General features: G+C 48.8%; 14 protein-coding genes. 11 read left to right on the top strand and 3 right to left on the bottom strand.

The window, feature by feature from the left end; all coding sequences use genetic code 11:
* Positions 1 to 12: 12 nt before the first annotated feature.
* Positions 13 to 1,095, top strand: coding sequence for a magnesium/cobalt transporter CorA (gene corA, locus ACPYIV_RS04535; protein ID WP_425885770.1), 1,083 nt, complete (start codon positions 13 to 15; stop codon positions 1,093 to 1,095).
* Here corA and ACPYIV_RS04530 read toward each other — a convergent pair.
* The gene (locus ACPYIV_RS04530; RefSeq protein ID WP_293731660.1) at positions 1,092 to 1,691 is read right to left on the bottom strand and encodes a recombinase family protein; all 600 of its coding nucleotides are present in this window, start codon (positions 1,689 to 1,691) and stop codon (positions 1,092 to 1,094) included. The two genes, corA and ACPYIV_RS04530, sit on opposite strands and share 4 nt — an antisense overlap.
* A 335-nt stretch (positions 1,692 to 2,026) precedes the next feature.
* Here ACPYIV_RS04530 and ACPYIV_RS04525 point away from each other — a divergent pair, with 335 nt between their 5' ends.
* The 6 genes from ACPYIV_RS04525 to ACPYIV_RS04500 all read left to right on the top strand — a co-directional run bounded on the left by ACPYIV_RS04525 (position 2,027) and on the right by ACPYIV_RS04500 (position 10,929).
* A complete protein-coding gene (locus tag ACPYIV_RS04525) occupies positions 2,027 to 2,413 on the top strand; it encodes an HYC_CC_PP family protein (RefSeq protein ID WP_425885767.1) in 387 nt (128 codons plus the stop codon).
* 184 nt (positions 2,414 to 2,597) lie between these two features.
* Positions 2,598 to 6,344: an efflux RND transporter permease subunit gene (locus ACPYIV_RS04520; protein WP_303024387.1), complete on the top strand. Its 3,747-nt coding sequence runs from the start codon at positions 2,598 to 2,600 to the stop codon at positions 6,342 to 6,344.
* 55 nt (positions 6,345 to 6,399) lie between these two features.
* The gene (locus ACPYIV_RS04515; RefSeq protein ID WP_370648548.1) at positions 6,400 to 7,815 is read left to right on the top strand and encodes a TolC family protein; all 1,416 of its coding nucleotides are present in this window, start codon (positions 6,400 to 6,402) and stop codon (positions 7,813 to 7,815) included.
* A 4-nt stretch (positions 7,816 to 7,819) separates the two neighbouring features.
* A complete protein-coding gene (locus ACPYIV_RS04510; protein WP_425885765.1) occupies positions 7,820 to 9,463 on the top strand; it encodes an efflux RND transporter periplasmic adaptor subunit in 1,644 nt (547 codons plus the stop codon).
* A 102-nt stretch (positions 9,464 to 9,565) separates the two neighbouring features.
* Positions 9,566 to 9,943: a transposase gene (locus tag ACPYIV_RS04505; RefSeq protein ID WP_425883291.1), complete on the top strand. Its 378-nt coding sequence runs from the start codon at positions 9,566 to 9,568 to the stop codon at positions 9,941 to 9,943.
* Positions 9,928 to 10,929: an IS3 family transposase gene (locus tag ACPYIV_RS04500; RefSeq protein ID WP_425886495.1), complete on the top strand. Its 1,002-nt coding sequence runs from the start codon at positions 9,928 to 9,930 to the stop codon at positions 10,927 to 10,929. The genes ACPYIV_RS04505 and ACPYIV_RS04500 overlap by 16 nt, the downstream gene beginning before the upstream one ends.
* 542 nt (positions 10,930 to 11,471) lie before the next feature.
* Here ACPYIV_RS04500 and ACPYIV_RS04495 read toward each other — a convergent pair.
* Complete coding sequence (locus ACPYIV_RS04495; protein ID WP_008148574.1) at positions 11,472 to 11,696, bottom strand: winged helix-turn-helix domain-containing protein; 225 nt, start codon at positions 11,694 to 11,696, stop codon at positions 11,472 to 11,474.
* Between the two features lie 152 nt (positions 11,697 to 11,848).
* Positions 11,849 to 12,643 carry a hypothetical protein gene (locus tag ACPYIV_RS04490; RefSeq protein WP_293731656.1) on the bottom strand — a complete coding sequence of 265 codons (795 nt, stop codon included), beginning with the start codon at positions 12,641 to 12,643 and terminating at the stop codon, positions 11,849 to 11,851.
* Positions 12,644 to 12,741: 98 nt separating this feature from the next.
* On the opposite strand from ACPYIV_RS04490, the gene ACPYIV_RS04485 reads away from it, so the two are divergent.
* From ACPYIV_RS04485 to ACPYIV_RS04470, 4 genes are all read left to right on the top strand, one after another.
* Entirely contained in the window at positions 12,742 to 13,674 is a 933-nt protein-coding gene (locus tag ACPYIV_RS04485) for a DUF362 domain-containing protein (RefSeq protein ID WP_293731655.1), read from the top strand.
* Entirely contained in the window at positions 13,674 to 15,269 is a 1,596-nt protein-coding gene (locus tag ACPYIV_RS04480) for a 4Fe-4S dicluster domain-containing protein (RefSeq protein WP_293731654.1), read from the top strand. The genes ACPYIV_RS04485 and ACPYIV_RS04480 overlap by 1 nt, the downstream gene beginning before the upstream one ends.
* A 73-nt stretch (positions 15,270 to 15,342) precedes the next feature.
* Entirely contained in the window at positions 15,343 to 16,473 is a 1,131-nt protein-coding gene (tgt, locus tag ACPYIV_RS04475) for a tRNA guanosine(34) transglycosylase Tgt (protein WP_425885761.1), read from the top strand.
* 12 nt (positions 16,474 to 16,485) lie between these two features.
* Positions 16,486 to 17,571, top strand: a complete 1,086-nt coding sequence (locus ACPYIV_RS04470) for an LptF/LptG family permease (protein WP_293731652.1) — start codon at positions 16,486 to 16,488, stop codon at positions 17,569 to 17,571.
* Positions 17,572 to 17,867 lie beyond the last annotated feature (296 nt).

Below are 17,867 nucleotides of genomic sequence, written 5' to 3'. Positions count from 1 at the left end.
AAACAAACAGGTATGAGGCGAAGAGAATATGTACATTCACGCAAACACAAGCATATTTCGAACCGGCATCTTGCCGACCGATATTTCTATGCCGGAGAGCACGAAACTGTTACGCGGATCAGCCTCACCCAATACAATGCCGATAGCCTGCATACACGAGAGATCAAGACCAATGAAACAGCATTCAATAAATTGGTCGACGAGAACAGCATCAACTGGTTCCGGGTTAGCGGTCTGACAGACTCGGAGGCGATCACACGTATAGTCAACGAATTCGGGATGCACAACCTGGATGCCAAAGACATTCTAACTCCCCAGCACGTAGTCAAGATAGAAGAATACGACAAGCATATGCTTATCGTACTCAATTCTTCCTACTATGACGCTAATATGGAGATCAACTCCGAACACATCAGCATCCTGATCACAGGAGACGTGGTCATCAGCTTTACGGAAAGTAATAATCCAGTATTCGAAAATGCCTACAAAGCCCTCGAATCCAATATGCTGAATATCCGCCGGAAAAGTAGCGGGATGCTACTGGCATTCCTCTTGAATACGATTATTGCCAATTTAGTGGAATCGGCCTCCAAAGTGGAGGAAATGCTTGAAGATATAGAAGAAACCCTGCTCGATATCAAAAATGACCAGGGCAATATGGGGCTGCTTATCCAGCAACGCAGGAAAGAATATATGGTTATCCGCAAGAACAGCCAACCGCTGAAAGAGCAATTTGCCAAACTGCTGCGCACCGAGAACGGGATTATAAGCACCGACATCCTCCCCATCTATAACGACTTATCCGACCAGTTACAGTTCGTCATCCAGACCATAGAGAGCTGCCGGGAAATCATATCCTCTCTGGTCGACCTCTATATATCCAATAACGACCTACGCATGAATGCGATCATGAAACGCCTGACAATCGTATCCACGATCTTCATTCCACTGACATTCCTCGCTGGTATATGGGGAATGAATTTCAAGATGATGCCTGAATTGGACTGGCGATACGGGTATGGCATAGCCTGGTCACTCATGCTGCTCACAGCAATCTCAACCTGGCTATACATGCGAAAAAAAGACTGGTTTTAGAGCCCGTAATTCCGCTTGAACATATAATAGGTATTCCGGGAAACATTAAAACGTTTACAAATCTCAAAAACGGTATCTCCACGTTCAAGCATACTGATCACCTCTTCCTTATGCGCATCTAAGAAAGACTGTTTAGCAGCCGATCCTTTCGGACGACCTAACGGGCCTCCCGTACTCTTTTTATGACTCAGGGCCTCTTTGGTACGGGTAGACATCAAACTGTGTTCGATCTCCGTTACCAACTTGAACACGTTTCCCATAACCGGAAGGTCCAATGCCTTGTCCAGAATGTACCTGTCCTTTATACTATAGATCTGGACGCCTTTTTCCATGCAGCGGCCCATAATGTCCATGACTTCCGACAAAGTACGTCCCAAACGGGATATATCCGACAAGATCAGGCTATCGCCTTTTTGCATACGATCCAACACCATATCAAGATTACGTTCCTCTTCTTTCCCTTTGCCGACAGTGACATCTGTGATCCACTTATCGACCTTTATATTATGATCCGAAGCAAAGCGTTTAATCTCATCTTTCTGTTCTTCCAGAAGCTCTTTGTTTGAAGTTCCTACTCTTAAATAAGCTATTACCATATTTCCAGCAACTTAATAATTAAAAAAACGTAGAACCAATATTTATTTTTCGGTGAAGATACGAAAAGTAATTATAGCACAATAGCTAAACTTTCCATTTTATTTAAAGAAAATGTTAGTATTCCGCTCTTTAACATAATAAATTAAATCGTACGCAAACAGCTATCAGGCTAAGAATTAAATAGCTAACAATTCACCCAATAACCGGGAATTTGTGACCTCCTCAACTTTTCGCCCGTAGCCGGCAGCTATCCTCCGGTATAAGTATTTTGAACATGTTTATCGTTTTTTTCGCTTTTCAATCTGCCGAACACTTCCTATATTTGCAAATATAAATGAAAAGGTTTTTAATTGTCATATTTGCATTGTTGTATATCGGATTGTCTTCCGGTATAACACTGACACTTCACCGCTGCATGGGCAAGCTGGTCGAAGTGGATATGTGGCAAAACGAAACCTGCAATACTTGCGGAGCCAAGCATGCCCACAAATCCTGTTGCTCAACCGAAACACAGTTTATAAAGATATCGGACGACCAGAATGTCGACCAATTGCAGATCATTAAATATGTACCGGTGGCAATCGCCCTTTTGTTCGATTTACGGGATCTATATAACTTATCTGAGACAGAACAGGGAGACAACATCCCCGTATATACCGACACCCCACCTGAATGGAGCGGAACAGACCGGCTCATTCACCATTGTACCTTTCTTATTTAGCTAATAGTAGATCTTTTCAGGTCCTTTTACCCTTTATTTCCATATGAAAGGGCTGGTCATTCTTTTGTCTTCATTCCAGACAACAAAAAAAGAAAAAAATATGTTCCCTCTGTGTGTACAGAAGGAACGCGGCGTATTGTATTCAATAGCCGGACGATCTATTATCAATAAATAAATACTTCTTATGCTAAATAAAATAATCCGTTATTTCCTTGAGAACAGGGTTATAACAATACTGATCTTAGTGCTGGTAGTCGTATGGGGTATCTCGACTTCCCCGTTTAACTGGCATGGCGGGATCATCCCCCGTAATCCGATCCCGGTAGATGCTATTCCCGATATCGGCGACAACCAACAGATCGTTGCCACCGAATGGATGGGACGTTCGCCCAAAGACATACAAGACCAGATCACTTATCCGCTGACGACGTCCCTGTTAGGGATTCCCGGAGTCAAGTCGATCCGTAGCTCCTCCATGTTCGGCATGTCCTTTATCTATATCATTTTTGATGATAACATTGAATTCTACTGGAGCCGTTCGCGGATTCTCGAAAAACTCAATTCACTTCCTCCCGGCACCTTGCCCGAAGGTGTACAGCCTGCATTGGGACCGGACGCCACCGCATTAGGACAAATCTACTGGTACACACTGGAAGGGCGCGATCCGGCAACCGGAAAGCCGACAGGCGGATGGGACGCGGAAGAACTGCGGACCATACAAGATTACTATGTCAAATACAGCCTTTCGGCTGCCGAAGGCGTGTCGGAAGTGGCATCCGCCGGAGGTTTCGTGAAAGAGTACCAGGTCGAGTTGAACCCGGAAGCTATGCGTGCCTTCAATGTTTCAGTCATGGACATTATGAGCGCCATCAAGAAAAGCAACCTCGATATTGGCGCCGAAACAATGGAGATCAACAAGGTCGAATACCTGATCCGCGGCCTGGGCTATATCAAAGATGTATCCGATCTGGAAAAAGCCGTCGTGACCGTTCGCGACGGTGTGCCGGTACGAATCTCGGATATCGCGTTTGTGAATATCGGTCCGGGTACACGGCGCGGCGGCCTGGATAAAGAGGGCGTGGAAACTGTCGGAGGTGTCGTCATCGCCCGGTACGGTTCCAATCCTTTGGAAGTCATTAATAATGTAAAAGGGAAAATCAAGGAGATGGCACCGGGACTGCCCCAGAAAACCCTGCAGGACGGAACCGTCTCCAAAGTGACCGTAGTGCCGTTTTACGACCGGACAGGCCTGATCAAAGAGACGATCGGTACGCTCGAGACATCGTTGTCGCACGAAATCCTGATCTGTATCATCGTCATCATCGTCTTAGTTCTCAACCTCCGGGCCTCTGTTGTGATAGCCAGTATGCTGCCTATAGCCGTCTTGGCTACCTTTATTATCATGCGGTACACGGGAATAGCCGCCAACATCGTAGCGCTTTCGGGTATCGCCATTGCAATCGGGGTGATGGTGGACGTCGGAGTGGTGTTTGTCGAAAGCATCATCCGCTATATGGAGATGCCGGAAAACAAAGGCATCCGCAAGGGGAAAGCAATGGTGAACCTTATTTATAAGGCGGTCAGTGAAGTGTCGGGGGCTATCGCGACGGCAATGATCACGACAATTGTCAGTTTCCTCCCCGTCTTTGCGATGGAGGCGCAGGAAGGGAAGATGTTCTCTCCCCTCGCCTATACGAAAACCTATGCTTTGGCCTCCGCCTTCGTATTGGGATTGATCCTGCTGCCGACCTTATCCTATATACTGTTCTCGGTCCGGATCGATTCAAAGCCGATACGGAAAACACTCAACTACATATTGGTAGCCGCAGGCCTCCTTCTATCTGTTCTGTACGGTAGCATTCCGGCACTCGGACTTACCGCTGTCGGACTGAACAATCTGTTTGCCCACCGTTGGAAAAAGCCGGAGACCGGCAACTATATCAACATCGGCATCGCACTTGCCGTCGCCACTTACTTTCTGTCGGAAGAATGGCTGCCGATGGGACCGCAAAAAGGGATTTTCATCAACCTCCTTTTTGTCGCGGGATGTATCGCCGTTATCCTTTCGCTCCTCTGGCTGCTGGTGATCTACTACGAACGCATCCTCCGCTGGTGCCTGGAAAACAGGTGGAAGTTTATGTTACTGCCTGCCGCGACTATCCTTTGCGGCATCCTGATCTGGAAGCGGATCGGGCAAGAGTTTATGCCCAGCCTCAACGAAGGTTCATTCCTACTGATGCCGACCAGTATGCCCCATACGGGAATCGAACAGAACCTAAATTACATCGAAGCTTTGGACAAACGCCTGGCAGCCATTCCTGAAGTGGAAACAGCAATCGGCAAATGGGGCCGGGTAAACTCGGCCCTCGACCCGGCACCCGCCCAAATGTTCGAGAACACTATCAACTACCGTCCCGAATATATCCTGAACGAAGATGGCAAGCGGGAACGTTTCAAGGTGAACCGGAAAGGTGAATACCTCCTGAGAAACGGAGGCACATACAATCCCGCAGCCGGTTTCCGGCTGATACCAGCGGATAGCCTGATACCGGACCGGAAGGGAGACTATTTCCGGCAATGGCGTCCCGAGATCAAGAACACGGACGATATCTGGCAACAAATCGTCAACGTCACCCACCTGCCCGGACTCACATCCGCCCCGAAGCTGCAACCGATAGAAGCACGCCTGGTCATGCTCTCGACCGGTATGCGCGCTCCGATGGGATTGAAAATATACGGGCCGGATCTCGAAACGATCGAGCAAAGCGGAAAGGCGATCGAGCAGGCGCTCAAGGACGTTCCATCCGTCATTCCCTCGTCCGTCTTCTATGACCGTGCTGTAGGCGCTCCCTACCTGGAGATCAAACTGAACCGGGATAACATGGCCCGCTACGGAGTGAATGTCGAGGATTTGCAGGAAATCCTAAGTGCTGCCGTCGGCGGCATGATCCTGACGAAGACGGTCGAAGGTCGCGAACGTTTCCCCGTACGCCTCCGCTATGCACGCGAACTGCGTGACAATCCGGAAGCGCTGTCTATGCTTTTGGTCTCTACGGCTACCGGCGCACAGATCCCGCTGAAAGAACTCGCCGATATCGAATATGCGCGAGGAGCCCAGATGATCCAGAGCGAAAACACCTTTCTGGTCGGCTACGTGATCTTCGACAAAAAACAAGGGAAGGCTGAAGTGGACGTTGTAAAAGAAGCGACAAAAGTGATCGAAGAAAAGATACGGAACGGAGAGTTGAAGCTGGCAAAAGGCGTTTCCTACAAGTTTGCCGGAAACTACGAACAACAGGAACGCGCTACCGCCCGGCTGATAATTGTCGTTCCCCTTGCCCTCCTGATCGTCCTCCTGGTCCTGTACTTCCAGTTCAAGACCATTACCGCATCGTTGATTCATTTCTCCGGCGTGTTCGTGGCTTTCGCCGGCGGTTTCATCCTGCTCTGGCTGTACGGTCAGGACTGGTTCATGAACTTTTCCTTAGCTGGAGTCAATATGCGGGATTTGTTCCAGATGCACACCATCAACCTGAGTGTGGCCGTATGGGTCGGCTTCATCGCCCTCTTCGGAGTGGCGACAGACGACGGCGTTCTGATGGGGACCTACATCCATCATGTCTTCCAGGAAAAGAACCCGCAGACCAAACACGACATACGCGAAGCCGTAGTGACAGCAGGCCTCAAGCGGGTACGCCCCGCAGCCATGACGACCGCGACCACCCTGATCGCCCTGCTCCCCGTCCTCACCTCGACCGGAAAGGGAGCCGATATCATGGTCCCAATGGCGATCCCGACATTCGGCGGTATGCTGATTCAGTCGATGACCATGTTTGTCGTCCCAGTATTCCAGTGCTGGTGGCGGGAAAGTGTGATTAAGAAAGAGCAAAAGAAATTAAACAGTCAACAAGATGAAAACGAAACAGTATAAATCCATCCGCAATATGACCTTCATCCGGACAGCCCTGCTGTTACCGGCAATCCTGATGTTCCTGCCATCGCGAGCACAGACAGCAGACAGCCTTTCCTATTACCTGGAAACGGCCGCCCGCAATAACCCGTCGGTAAATTCCAGCTTTGCCCTTTACAAAGCATCCCTGGAAAAGATACCGCAGGCGGGAGCTTTCTCCGATCCCGAACTCGAAATAGGATTCTTTTTCAAACCGATGGAGCAGCTATCCGGCAAACAGGTAGCCGACTTCACCTTGATGCAGATGTTCCCCTGGTTCGGGACACGCAAAGCAGCCCGCAGCGAGGCGACCGAAATGGCACGCATGGCCTACGAACAATTCCGCGAAAGCCGCAACAACCTGTTCTACGAGGTCAAAAGTCAGTGGTACCAATTGAACAACCTGAATGAGCAGTATAAAAACACGGCAGCCAACCTCGCACTGTTAAAGCAGTTGGAACAGTTGGCACTGAACCGCTATACCGCATCCTCTTCACCGGGTGTTCCGGTATCGTCAGCAGCCACCTCACCGGTCATCTCCCCTCTTCCCCAAGCAACGGTAAACAACGGTATGGGAAGTATGGGGAATATGGCTCCCTCCCCTGCACCTGCGTCGCCGGGTGATAGCAAGGCAATGTCCGGCATGGGAGGCGGCCCGATGGGTAGCGGCTCATCCGGCAGCATGTCCGATGTCCTTCGTATCCAGATCGAAATGGCCGAACTGGAAAACAACCTCGAAGCCCTCCTGTCGAACAGGAAAGCAGCCGAAGCCCGGTTCAACAGCCTGCTGAACCGAGACCAGGATCTGCCGGTACAAACGTCCGACTCGCTGGCACAAAAACTGTTTTCCGTAGAAGACAATGCGGTTCTGGACAGCATCATCCTCTCCAACCCGATGCTCTCCATGCTCGAAGCGGAAGCGAACGCGTACAAGGCCAAAGCTGAAATGGACAAGAAGATGAGCCTCCCCATGTTCGGCATCGGCCTGCAATATTCCATTATGGCAAAGAACTCCGAGGAGATGGCCCGGATGTCCGGGATGAGCAACATGAACGGGATGGATATGGTCATGCCGATGATCAAGATCAGCATTCCGATTTTCCGCCGGAAATATAACGCCCAGCAACGAGAAAGCAGGCATTACCGGCAGGCAAGCGAGTTGAAATACGAAGATACGCTTAACCAGCTTCACGCCGAATATATCGCATTAAAACAACAAATGGCAGATGCTTCGCGCAAAATAGACCTGTACGCCAAGCAGCAGGACTTGTCCCGGTCGACCTGGCAGTTGATGCTCCGCGAATTTTCAGCCGGGACGACCTCCCTCACGGACATCATCCAATTGGAACGCCAATTGTTGGATTACAGCCTTAAAAAGAGCGAAGCGGTTGCCGAATACAACACGCTGGTCGCCGGACTGGAAAAATTAGTATCAACCTCCGTAAATGAATAACAAGATGAAAAAGATAAATGAAATCATAAGAAACAAACCGGTTCAATATATAGTAATAGCCCTCGCAGGCTTATGGGCAGGCTGGCTGTTGTTCAGCCCATCTAAAGACGCCACCCCGGCTACCCATGAAGGACATGAGACGCACGAAGGGCACAGTCACGACCTCGTACAAGACGAGACGGGTGTCTGGACCTGCTCCATGCACCCCCAGATACGCCAGGATAAACCCGGCAAATGCCCGATCTGCGCAATGGACCTGATCCCGGTCCGTAAAAGTGGCGGTGGCGGAGAAAACTCCGACCCCAACACAATCCAGCTATCCGAAGAGGCAGCCGCCCTGGCGGACGTGCAGACTTCGCGGATAAGCAAAGAAAATCCGGTCAAAGCCGTCCGCCTGTATGGCAAGATCGCCCCGAACGAACAAAGCCTTCAATCCCAAACAGCGCACGTCGGCGGACGTATCGAACAACTGAATATCAACTTTACCGGTGAAAGCGTACATACCGGGCAGACACTTGCCGTTCTCTATTCCCCCGAACTGTTCACCGCCCAACAGGAACATTTGGAAGCCATCAAGATGCAGCAGCCCGCTCTTATCCGGGCAGCCCGCGAGAAACTCCGCCTTTGGAAGATGACGGATGCCCAGATAGAAGCGATCGAACAGTCGGGAACCGTTTCCCCGCTCGTCGAGATCAAAGCGAACGTAAGCGGGATCGTGATGACCAAGCGGGTAAACCAAGGCGATTATGTTGCTTCGGGGGCCGTGTTGTTCGACATCGCGAACCTGTCAAAAGTATGGGCTATGTTCGACGCTTTCGAAGTGGATCTGCCTTTCTTGAACAAAGGCGACCAGGTCCATTTCACCCTTCAGGCCCTTCCCGGCAAGACCTATACCGGGCGAATCGCTTTTATCGATCCGATCATCAACCCGTCCACCCGTACGGCACGTGTCCGGGTGGAAGTCCCCAACAGCCAGATGGAGCTAAAACCTGAAATGTATGCGACCGCCGAAGTCAGTGCCCCCCTTCAAGGCTATAAGGACCGGATCGTCGTGCCGCAAACCGCCGTCCTCTGGACCGGAAAGCGTTCTATCGTCTATGTCAAGCAATCGGATACCTCCACGCCTACTTTCCTGATGCGCGAAGTCGAGTTGGGGCCGTCACTCGGCAACGCCTACGTCATCTTGAAAGGATTGTCCGAGGGAGAAGAGATTGTAACCAACGGCGTATTCTCGATAGACGCCAGCGCCCAGCTCGAAGGGAAACAGTCGATGATGAACAACGACGGCGAAGCGCAACCGATGAGCGGCCATGCAGGACATACGATGGACGGCCATGAAGGGCATGCTGCGCACGGAACCTCCGCTACACAAGCGGAAACGGCAGGCGAGCATGCCATGTTCGGCGTCAAAGGTTCCTGCGATATGTGCAAACAGCGCATCGAAACGGCGGCCAAGAGCGTAAACGGTGTTTTATCGGCCCATTGGGACAAGGAGAAACAGATGATACACCTGCAATATGATCCGTCCAAAACTTCTGTCGACGCCATCAGCAAAACAATTGCCAAAGCAGGGCACGACACCGATACTTATAAAGCGGATCAAACCGTCTACGACCAGCTGCCGGGTTGCTGCAAATACCGCAAGTAGGCGGTTGCAGTACACCGGAAAAGTTTCAACAGTGAAACTCCGAGTTCTGTCTTATACTGATATAGGTAGACACATTCAAAAACAATAAAATGTGTAATAACTATGCGGGAAAAACATCAGCATTACAGCGAAGAAGAGAAATTGCATCTTCTTCAATCTTATTATCTATCAGGTATGAGCAAAACTCGTTTTTGCAAACAACATGGTATTAGTGGTATAACTTTGTTAAATAAATGGTTGGCGAAGTATGAATCAGAGGTAAAAGAGGTATCTTTAGCTCCTTGTCAAGCCCCTACGGATATGAGCAATCGAAGCAAAGAAGATTACCAGGATGAAAATGCGCAACTCAAGAAGCGCGTTAAGGAGTTAGAGAAGGCGCTTGCCTTCTCGCAGTTGGAAACCGAAGCCCGTGATTTAATGATTACGCGTGCAGAAGAGTATTTTAACATTCCCATCAGAAAAAAATCTGGGGCCAAATAGTAACGGAACTGGTCGGGCAGGGCAAAATAAAAGTTGCACCCGCCTGCCGTCTGTTTGGCCATTGTCGTCAAGCCTATTACCAGTCCAAGGCAGACATTGAGGTCCAGGTAAAGAATGAGCGTCTCATGCTGGATACCGTACGTGAGATACGTAGTGAGGATCCCGGTATTGGTGGTTACAAGCTGTGGATCATGCTCATCGCCCTCTTCGGAGAGAAGTTCATGCCCGGTCGCGACAGCTTCTATACGCTGCTTCGCCGGCACCGTCTGATGCTTCCTCCCCGCAAAGGCAGGAGCACAACCAATTCCAACCACCGCTACCATAAGTGGAAAAACTTGATAAAAGGCTTTGTTCCAACTTCGCCCAATCAACTGTGGGTTAGCGATATTACATATATACCGCTTGCCGGTGGAGATGTCTGTTACCTGCATCTGGTTACGGATGCTTATTCTCATAAAATAGTGGGATGGCGCCTAGCAAACACTCTACGTGCATCCGCTACGCTTGAAGCATTGCAGCAGGCCATAGACCAGGCCGTGGAGATGACAGGAAGTGAGAATCTGGAAGGTCTGATACACCATTCAGACCGTGGAGTACAGTATTGTTGCGATGCCTACGTGGAGCGGCTTCAACACTATGGCATTGCCATCAGCATGACAGAGGATTACAAGCCCACGGATAATGCCGTGGCGGAACGTGTCAATGGGATAATCAAAGTGGAACGCCTCTATAAACAAGGGGTATTCGATAGCCTCGAACATGCCACAAGTGTGATTGGGCGCTACATCCACTTCTACAACTACCGCCGACCGCACATGAGTGTCGGTTATAAAACTCCCGGCGTAGTGCATAAGGAAGAGGGAGTACAGATAAAGATCTGGCAAAAGAAAAAAGCTTCGATAAAAAGTAGAGAAAAACAGATGGATACAATATCTTTGCAAAGCCGAACAACAAGTCCGGGCGAGGGCACATGCCAGCGCATCTGACGAAGACAAACTGCCCCATGCGAGGGGCAATTTGTCTTGCCGAACAAGCAAGCACGGGCTCTGCAAATCCAGCATGTGACTACTTAATACGGCTAAAGGCAGAGGATATTTGTCTATATTATCAGTATGAAGATTTAAGATGTGACTACTCTATCAGTACTACTTTCTAAGATCTGTCTATTGATTACGTTTATAAACAAAAAAAGTGTCTAGCTAAATCAGGAAAAGACATTCCATGCAGTGAAACTTCAAGTTCCACCCAATGAAACAAAAGTGTCTGTGGTCGAAACAAAAGTTTCAAGGCACGAAACTAAAGTTTCTTTCTAATGAAACTCCAAGTTTCACTGCATGAAACTTTCAAACGCCATACAGCCCGCCTGAAGTTACCCCTGTAACCGGTTAAACATTCGGGCCAGTCGCCCGGAACGGCAATAACGGCTCAAAACAAAATACCCTTCGGCTAAATCAAGATAGCCGGAGGGTATTTTTGTTTTTAAATCCCGGAGAAGATTCAGACTTGCCCTGGGATTTTTTTTACCTGTCTAATAATACATTTCAGGAATCGAAATATTCAGCTCTGCATGCAGTACGCCGCTTTTTTCAAACAGGCGGACTTTATTTTCCTTTACTAACCATCCTAAAGCCAAACAGACTAAAGACTCATGATAGTGAGTCATTTCCCCAATCCTCTTCACTGACAAAATTTTTCTTTCTGATAACAAAGACCAGATCTGACCAGCCTCTGAAACAACATCATTCTTAGTCATAGCACCTCACTTATTTGATATAATATTTTTCCTCACCACTTCTTCAGAAAGCCAAATTATTCTTTCGCTTTAAAAGGTGAACACTTCCATCCCCCGAAAAGTTTAGCAAAACTGCGTCAATCAACATTAAAATGAAAGAAAAAGGAGTAATCCTACTCCTCCAACATCCCTTCCAAATATCGGTCAGGAGGCAACTCCATACTCTGGAGAAATCCCGCCAGGGAGCTATAGGTCAGACTATTCTTCGTCAGGTCCGTCAAAGCGATCCGGCGGAGACATTCGAACGGGATCGCATAATCCACATAGGGAATCAGGTTACCACCGATAAAATCATATCCGGCTTCTGCCGGATCGCAAAATTGCACGAGCCTCCATTCCTGTTCGGAAGCCCAACGGGGTTCCCTTACTTCCAGACAGGCATTGCAAAGCATCGAGAAGAAACGTGAATCCCGCTTGAACCCGGTATGCTCTTCATTGTAAAAGAATTTGTCATACTCCTGTCCCATCTGCGAGACAAACGCGTTTAGGTTCTCTTCCTCATTGTATTTGCAACGAAGCAAGTATTTATCCTCCGACAAACTATACTCACCCAGCGCCCCGTAATCGAAAGCCAACCGCAAACAGGAAGACTTCTTTTCCATCACGCCGGAAGGAATTTCCGGGTTTTGATAAAGGGAAAGAGCGTACATCTCCATCTCCGGCCCGATAAGCATCCGGCGGTTCTCCCGAAAAAAAGGAATATTTTGTTTGCTAAACTCCTGTTTGACACCTTTTTGTTCTTCATACAAAACTATCGAACGGCGAAGCAGGGATAAACCGTAGCCCGTTACTTCATCCGGTCTGGCATACATCAAATTGGGCACACGCAGGGTAAATGTTCCCGGTGTCTTCGGCTTTTTACAGCCGTGCACAAAGGATTCTATTGAAACATAAGCGTATAAATCCATCTTTTATGATTTTTTTTAGTGTCAAATATACTGAATATATTAGAGATTATCTACCTTTGTTAAAACTTTTATAAACTACATAAAACCAATAGAACAAGATGAAACGTCGTGATTTCCTTAAGACCAGTGTTGTAGCAGGTGCAGCCTTATCTCTGAATTTTGAAGGATTGCAGGCAGCTCTCTCCTCGAATACAGTAGCAGTAGAACAAGCGCCCGACCTGGTAGCAGTAATGGGTGGTGAACCGGAAGCCATGCTCGACAAGGCGTTGGAAGCGCTTGGCGGCATCGGCAAGTATATCAAGAAAGGACAAAAGGTCGTTATCAAACCCAATATCGGATGGGACCGTACGCCGGAACTGGCCGGGAATACGAATCCGGGGCTGATAAAGGCGCTCGTAAAGAAATGTTTCGAAGCAGGAGCCGAAAAAGTGACGGTGTTCGACCATACGTGCGATAATTGGCAGAAATGTTACGAGACAAGCGGTATCGCCGCAGCCGTAAAGGAAGCGGGCGGTATCATCATGCCGGGTAACGATGAGAAATATTTCAAAGAAGTAGCCATTCCCGGCGGCGTGACGCTGAAAAGCGCCAAGATACACGAGTCGCTGATCGAAGCGGATGCCTGGATCAATGTTCCCATTCTGAAAAACCATGGAGGAGCCAAGCTGTCATGCGCGATGAAGAACATGATGGGGATCGTTTGGGACCGTCGCTTCTTCCACCAGAACGACTTGCAGCAATGTATCGCCGATATCTGTACCTGGCAGAAGAAACCGGTACTGCATATCGTGGATGCCTACCGAATGATGCATCAGAACGGTCCACAGGGAAAAAGTGCAGCCGACGTGGCTACCTTGAAGTCGATGATCGTCTCTCCGAATATCGTCGCTGTCGATACGGCCGCCCTCGCTTTGTTCAACCAGGTAAAGAAGTTGGATATGGCAGCCGTCGGGCATCTGAGCAAAGGGGAAGCGCTTAAATTAGGTTCCACCGATCTGAAAAAAATAAACATCAAACGTATTAAGATCTGATGAAGAGACGAAATTACCTAAAGGGATTGAGAGTTTTGCTCGCAATCCTCTTTTTTGTACCCATACTTTTGTTTTTCGTAGACTTCTCGGGAGTTTTACCGGATAGCGTGCACGGGTTGCTGCATCTGCAACTGATGCCGGCCCTGTTGGGAGGGATGGTCGGCCTGATCGTGTTTCAGCTCTTGCTGGCACTTGTATTCGGACGTATTTACTGCTCCGCGATATGTCCGGCAGGCGTATTCCAAGATATCATCAACCGGCTGTTTTGCATCGGCAAAAAAAAGAAGAAAGGAAGCCGCCGTTTTACGTATCACAAGCCGATGAACTGGTTTCGCTATGTGCTGTTAGCGATTACGGCAGTCATGGCTGTTTTCGGTTTTAGCGGGTTGTGCCTGCTTTTGGACCCGTACAGTAACTTCGGGCGTATTGCGGCAAGCCTGTTCCGTCCGGTCGTGATGTGGGGAAATAACATTCTTGCCGACCTGCTGATGAAAGTGGACAACTACTCATTGTTTCATGTGACGATCAGCACCGTGGCAACCTCCGGTCTGATCGCGGCAACAGTTGCGTTGCTTGTCTTCATCGTCATGACTGTTTTCCGCGGACGGCTGTTCTGCAATACGATCTGCCCTGTCGGAGCCTTGTTGAGCCTGTTCTCGCGCTACTCGCTCTTCCGCATAACTTTCGATAAGGAAGCCTGTACGCATTGCGGAAACTGCGAACATACCTGCAAGGCGGAAGCGATCGACAGTAAAAACCTGACGGTCGATACGTCCCGTTGCGTAGATTGCTTCAATTGTGTTTCTTCCTGTGCCAAAGGCGGCCTGCAATACCGGCTGCAACTTCCAGGTATGAAACAGGTGGAAACGACAACCAATATCCCGACTGTACAGGAATTACATTCCAGCCAGCCGATAGTCGCCAACAGCCGCCGTACATTCCTGGCCACAGGTGTAACAGTCGCCGCCTCGCTGCCGTTGGTATCAGCGATTGCCGAAGGAGGGGGCAAAGGGAAAATGAACAGGAAAGGCAGAAAGAAATGGCCTCCCCTCACGCCTCCTGGTTCTATCAGCCTGGAACGTTTCAAAGATAAATGTACGGGATGCCAAATATGTGTCGTCCGCTGTCCGAGCCAAGTTCTGCGCCCGACAGGGTTGGAATACGGTTTGGATTACATGCTGAAACCGCGTTTGGCCTATATCAGCAGTTACTGTAATTATGAGTGCACGGTCTGTTCCGACGTATGTCCCACCGGCGCAATCAAACCTCTGACAGTCGAAGAGAAGACGACGACGCAGGTCGGCATTGCCACTTTCTTCAAAGGCCGTTGTGTCGTTAATACAGAAGAGAAAGATTGCGGCGCCTGTGCCGAACATTGCCCAACCCAGGCCGTACACATGGTTCCTTACAAAGGGACACTGACGATCCCGCAAATCAACCCAGACCTCTGTATCGGATGCGGTGGATGCGAATCGATTTGCCCGGTACGTCCGATGCGTGCCATCATCGTCAAATCAAACGTAGAGCACAAATTCGTCGAAAAGCCCAAAGAAGAGGAAGTCAAAGAAGTCGAGGTCGACGATTTCGGTTTTTGATTAACGATATATAACCGACTATATTATGAGGCCTTACTTGTGAAAGTTAGGCCTTTTCTTTATCTTTGCAGCCATGAAATTCGAATTACAATATAACGACACAAAATCAAATGCAAGGGCGGGTCTGATTACCACTGATCATGGAGTAATTGAAACGCCCATTTTTATGCCGGTCGGTACGCAGGGCACGGTAAAAGGTGTCCACATGACCGAGTTGGAGGAAGATATCGATGCACAAATCATTTTAGGAAACACATACCATTTGTATCTCCGCCCCGGACTGGAGATATTGGAACAGGCAGGCGGACTGCATAAGTTCAATACATGGAACCGGCCGATCCTGACGGATAGCGGAGGTTTCCAGGTCTTCTCGCTTTCCGAAAACCGCAAGTTACATGAGGAAGGCGCTATGTTCCGTTCGCATATCGACGGTTCCAAGCATCTTTTTACCCCGGAGAAGGTAATGGATATCCAACGGATCATCGGGGCCGATATCATTATGGCTTTCGATGAATGTTGCCCGGGCGATGCCGAGTATGAGTATGCGAAAAAATCCCTCGGCCTGACGGAGCGTTGGCTGGACCGTTGTTTCGAACGTTTCAACTCTACGGAGCCGAAATATGGGTATCAGCAGAGCCTTTTCCCGATTGTACAAGGTTGCGTTTATCCGGAACTGCGTCGAAAGGCTGCCGAGAATGTAGCGGAAAAGGGCGCGGACGGCAATGCGATCGGCGGCCTGGCAGTAGGCGAACCGACTGAAAAGATGTACGAGATGATCGAAGTGGTCAACGAGATACTGCCGAAGGACAAGCCCCGCTACCTGATGGGAGTCGGTACGCCGATCAACATTCTGGAAGCGATCGAACGGGGCGTCGATATGTTCGACTGCATCATGCCGACACGCAACGGGCGGAACGGACAGATATTTACCCGCTTCGGCACAATCAATTTGCGTAATAAGAAATGGGAGAGCGACTTCTCTCCCATCGATCCGGATGCCCATTCGGCTATCGACACACGCTACAGCAAGGCCTATCTGCACCATCTGATCAAGGTGAACGAGATGCTGGGGCTTCAACTGGCATCGATCCATAACCTCGCGTTTTACCTGTGGCTCGTAAAAGAGGCACGCAAACATATCATTGCCGGCGATTTCACCTCCTGGAAAAGTGAGATGGTCCGTCAGTTATCTAACCGGTTATAAGCAAGCTGTCACATGAAATTCAAACTGAAACGGATAGACTGGTACATCATCAAGCAATTCTTGGGTACTTACATCTTCGCGATTGCCCTGATTATCGCTATCTCGGTTGTCTTCGATATAAATGAAAAGATCGATAAATTCCTAAGTCCGGACGTGCCGTTGAAAGCGATCGTTTTCGACTATTACATGAACTTCATTCCTTATTTTGCGAATCTGTTCAGTCCGTTGTTTACTTTCATTGCCGTTATCTTCTTCACTTCGAAGTTGGCAGACAATTCGGAAGTCATTGCCATGTTGGCGAGCGGGATGAGTTTCCGGCGACTGATGTTGCCTTACGCGATTTCGGCAGGGATCATTGCACTCAGTACGTTTGCGCTGAATGCTTATATCATTCCGCCTGCCAATGCCACGCGTATCGACTTTCAGAACAAATATATCAAGAATAAGAAGGTGGATTATGTCCGTTCCGCCCAGTTGGAGATCGAGCCGGGGGTAATCGCTTATTTCGACCGCTACGATGCACGCTCCGGAATGGGTTACCGTTTTTCTTTGGAGCATTTCGAGGACAAGAAGATGATTTCACGTCTTACGGCAAATTCCATCAAATATGATTCGCTCTACAATTGGACATTGATTGATTATATGATCCGCGACTTCGACGGGATGCGCGAGCATATCACCGAGGGGAGCCGCATGGACACCACGTTGACAATCGTCCCTTCGGACTTCCTCATCTCGGTCAACGACTGCGAGACGATGACCTCTCCCGAACTGTCCACCTACATCGACCGCCAAAAGAAACGGGGGATCGGTAATATCCAGACGTTCCAGATCGAATATCACAAACGTTTTGCCGCCATCATGGCCGCCTTCATCCTGACCTCCATCGGAGCCTCGCTATCCTCCCGCAAGATCAAAGGTGGCATGGGATTGAACATCGGTATCGGGCTGGCATTGAGTTTCTCTTACATCCTCTTCACCACCGTCACATCGACCTTCGCCATCAACGGGAGCCTCAGCCCTGCTATGGCCGCTTGGATCCCGAATATATTGTACACGTTTATTGCGATTTATTTGTACCAGAAGGCACCGAGGTAAGAGACGGGAGCAGAAAGTTGTAAAAACTTCCAAAACTTCCACCGCTGTAATCTGAGTGCATACTTCATGAAATACGCACTCAATAAACTAATAAACAGATAATTACATCAATAAGCAACTAATTATTAAAAACTTTTTCTCCTTATTCACGGACAAAATTCACCCATTTATGTTGGATTTATATTTAATAAAAATAGTTTGTCCGTGAAACATTCATGATAAAGGAAAATCAGATAAAGGCTAAATTGCAAATACAAAGCTCAAATTACTATAAATCAAACCTTAACCTCATATCA

It is taken from the genome of Parabacteroides vesiculifaciens (assembly GCF_049860805.1).
Taxonomy (GTDB): Bacteria; Bacteroidota; Bacteroidia; order Bacteroidales; family Tannerellaceae; genus Parabacteroides.
Note: the sequence above shows the minus strand (reverse complement) of the source record. Positions and strands in the feature narration are given on the sequence as shown.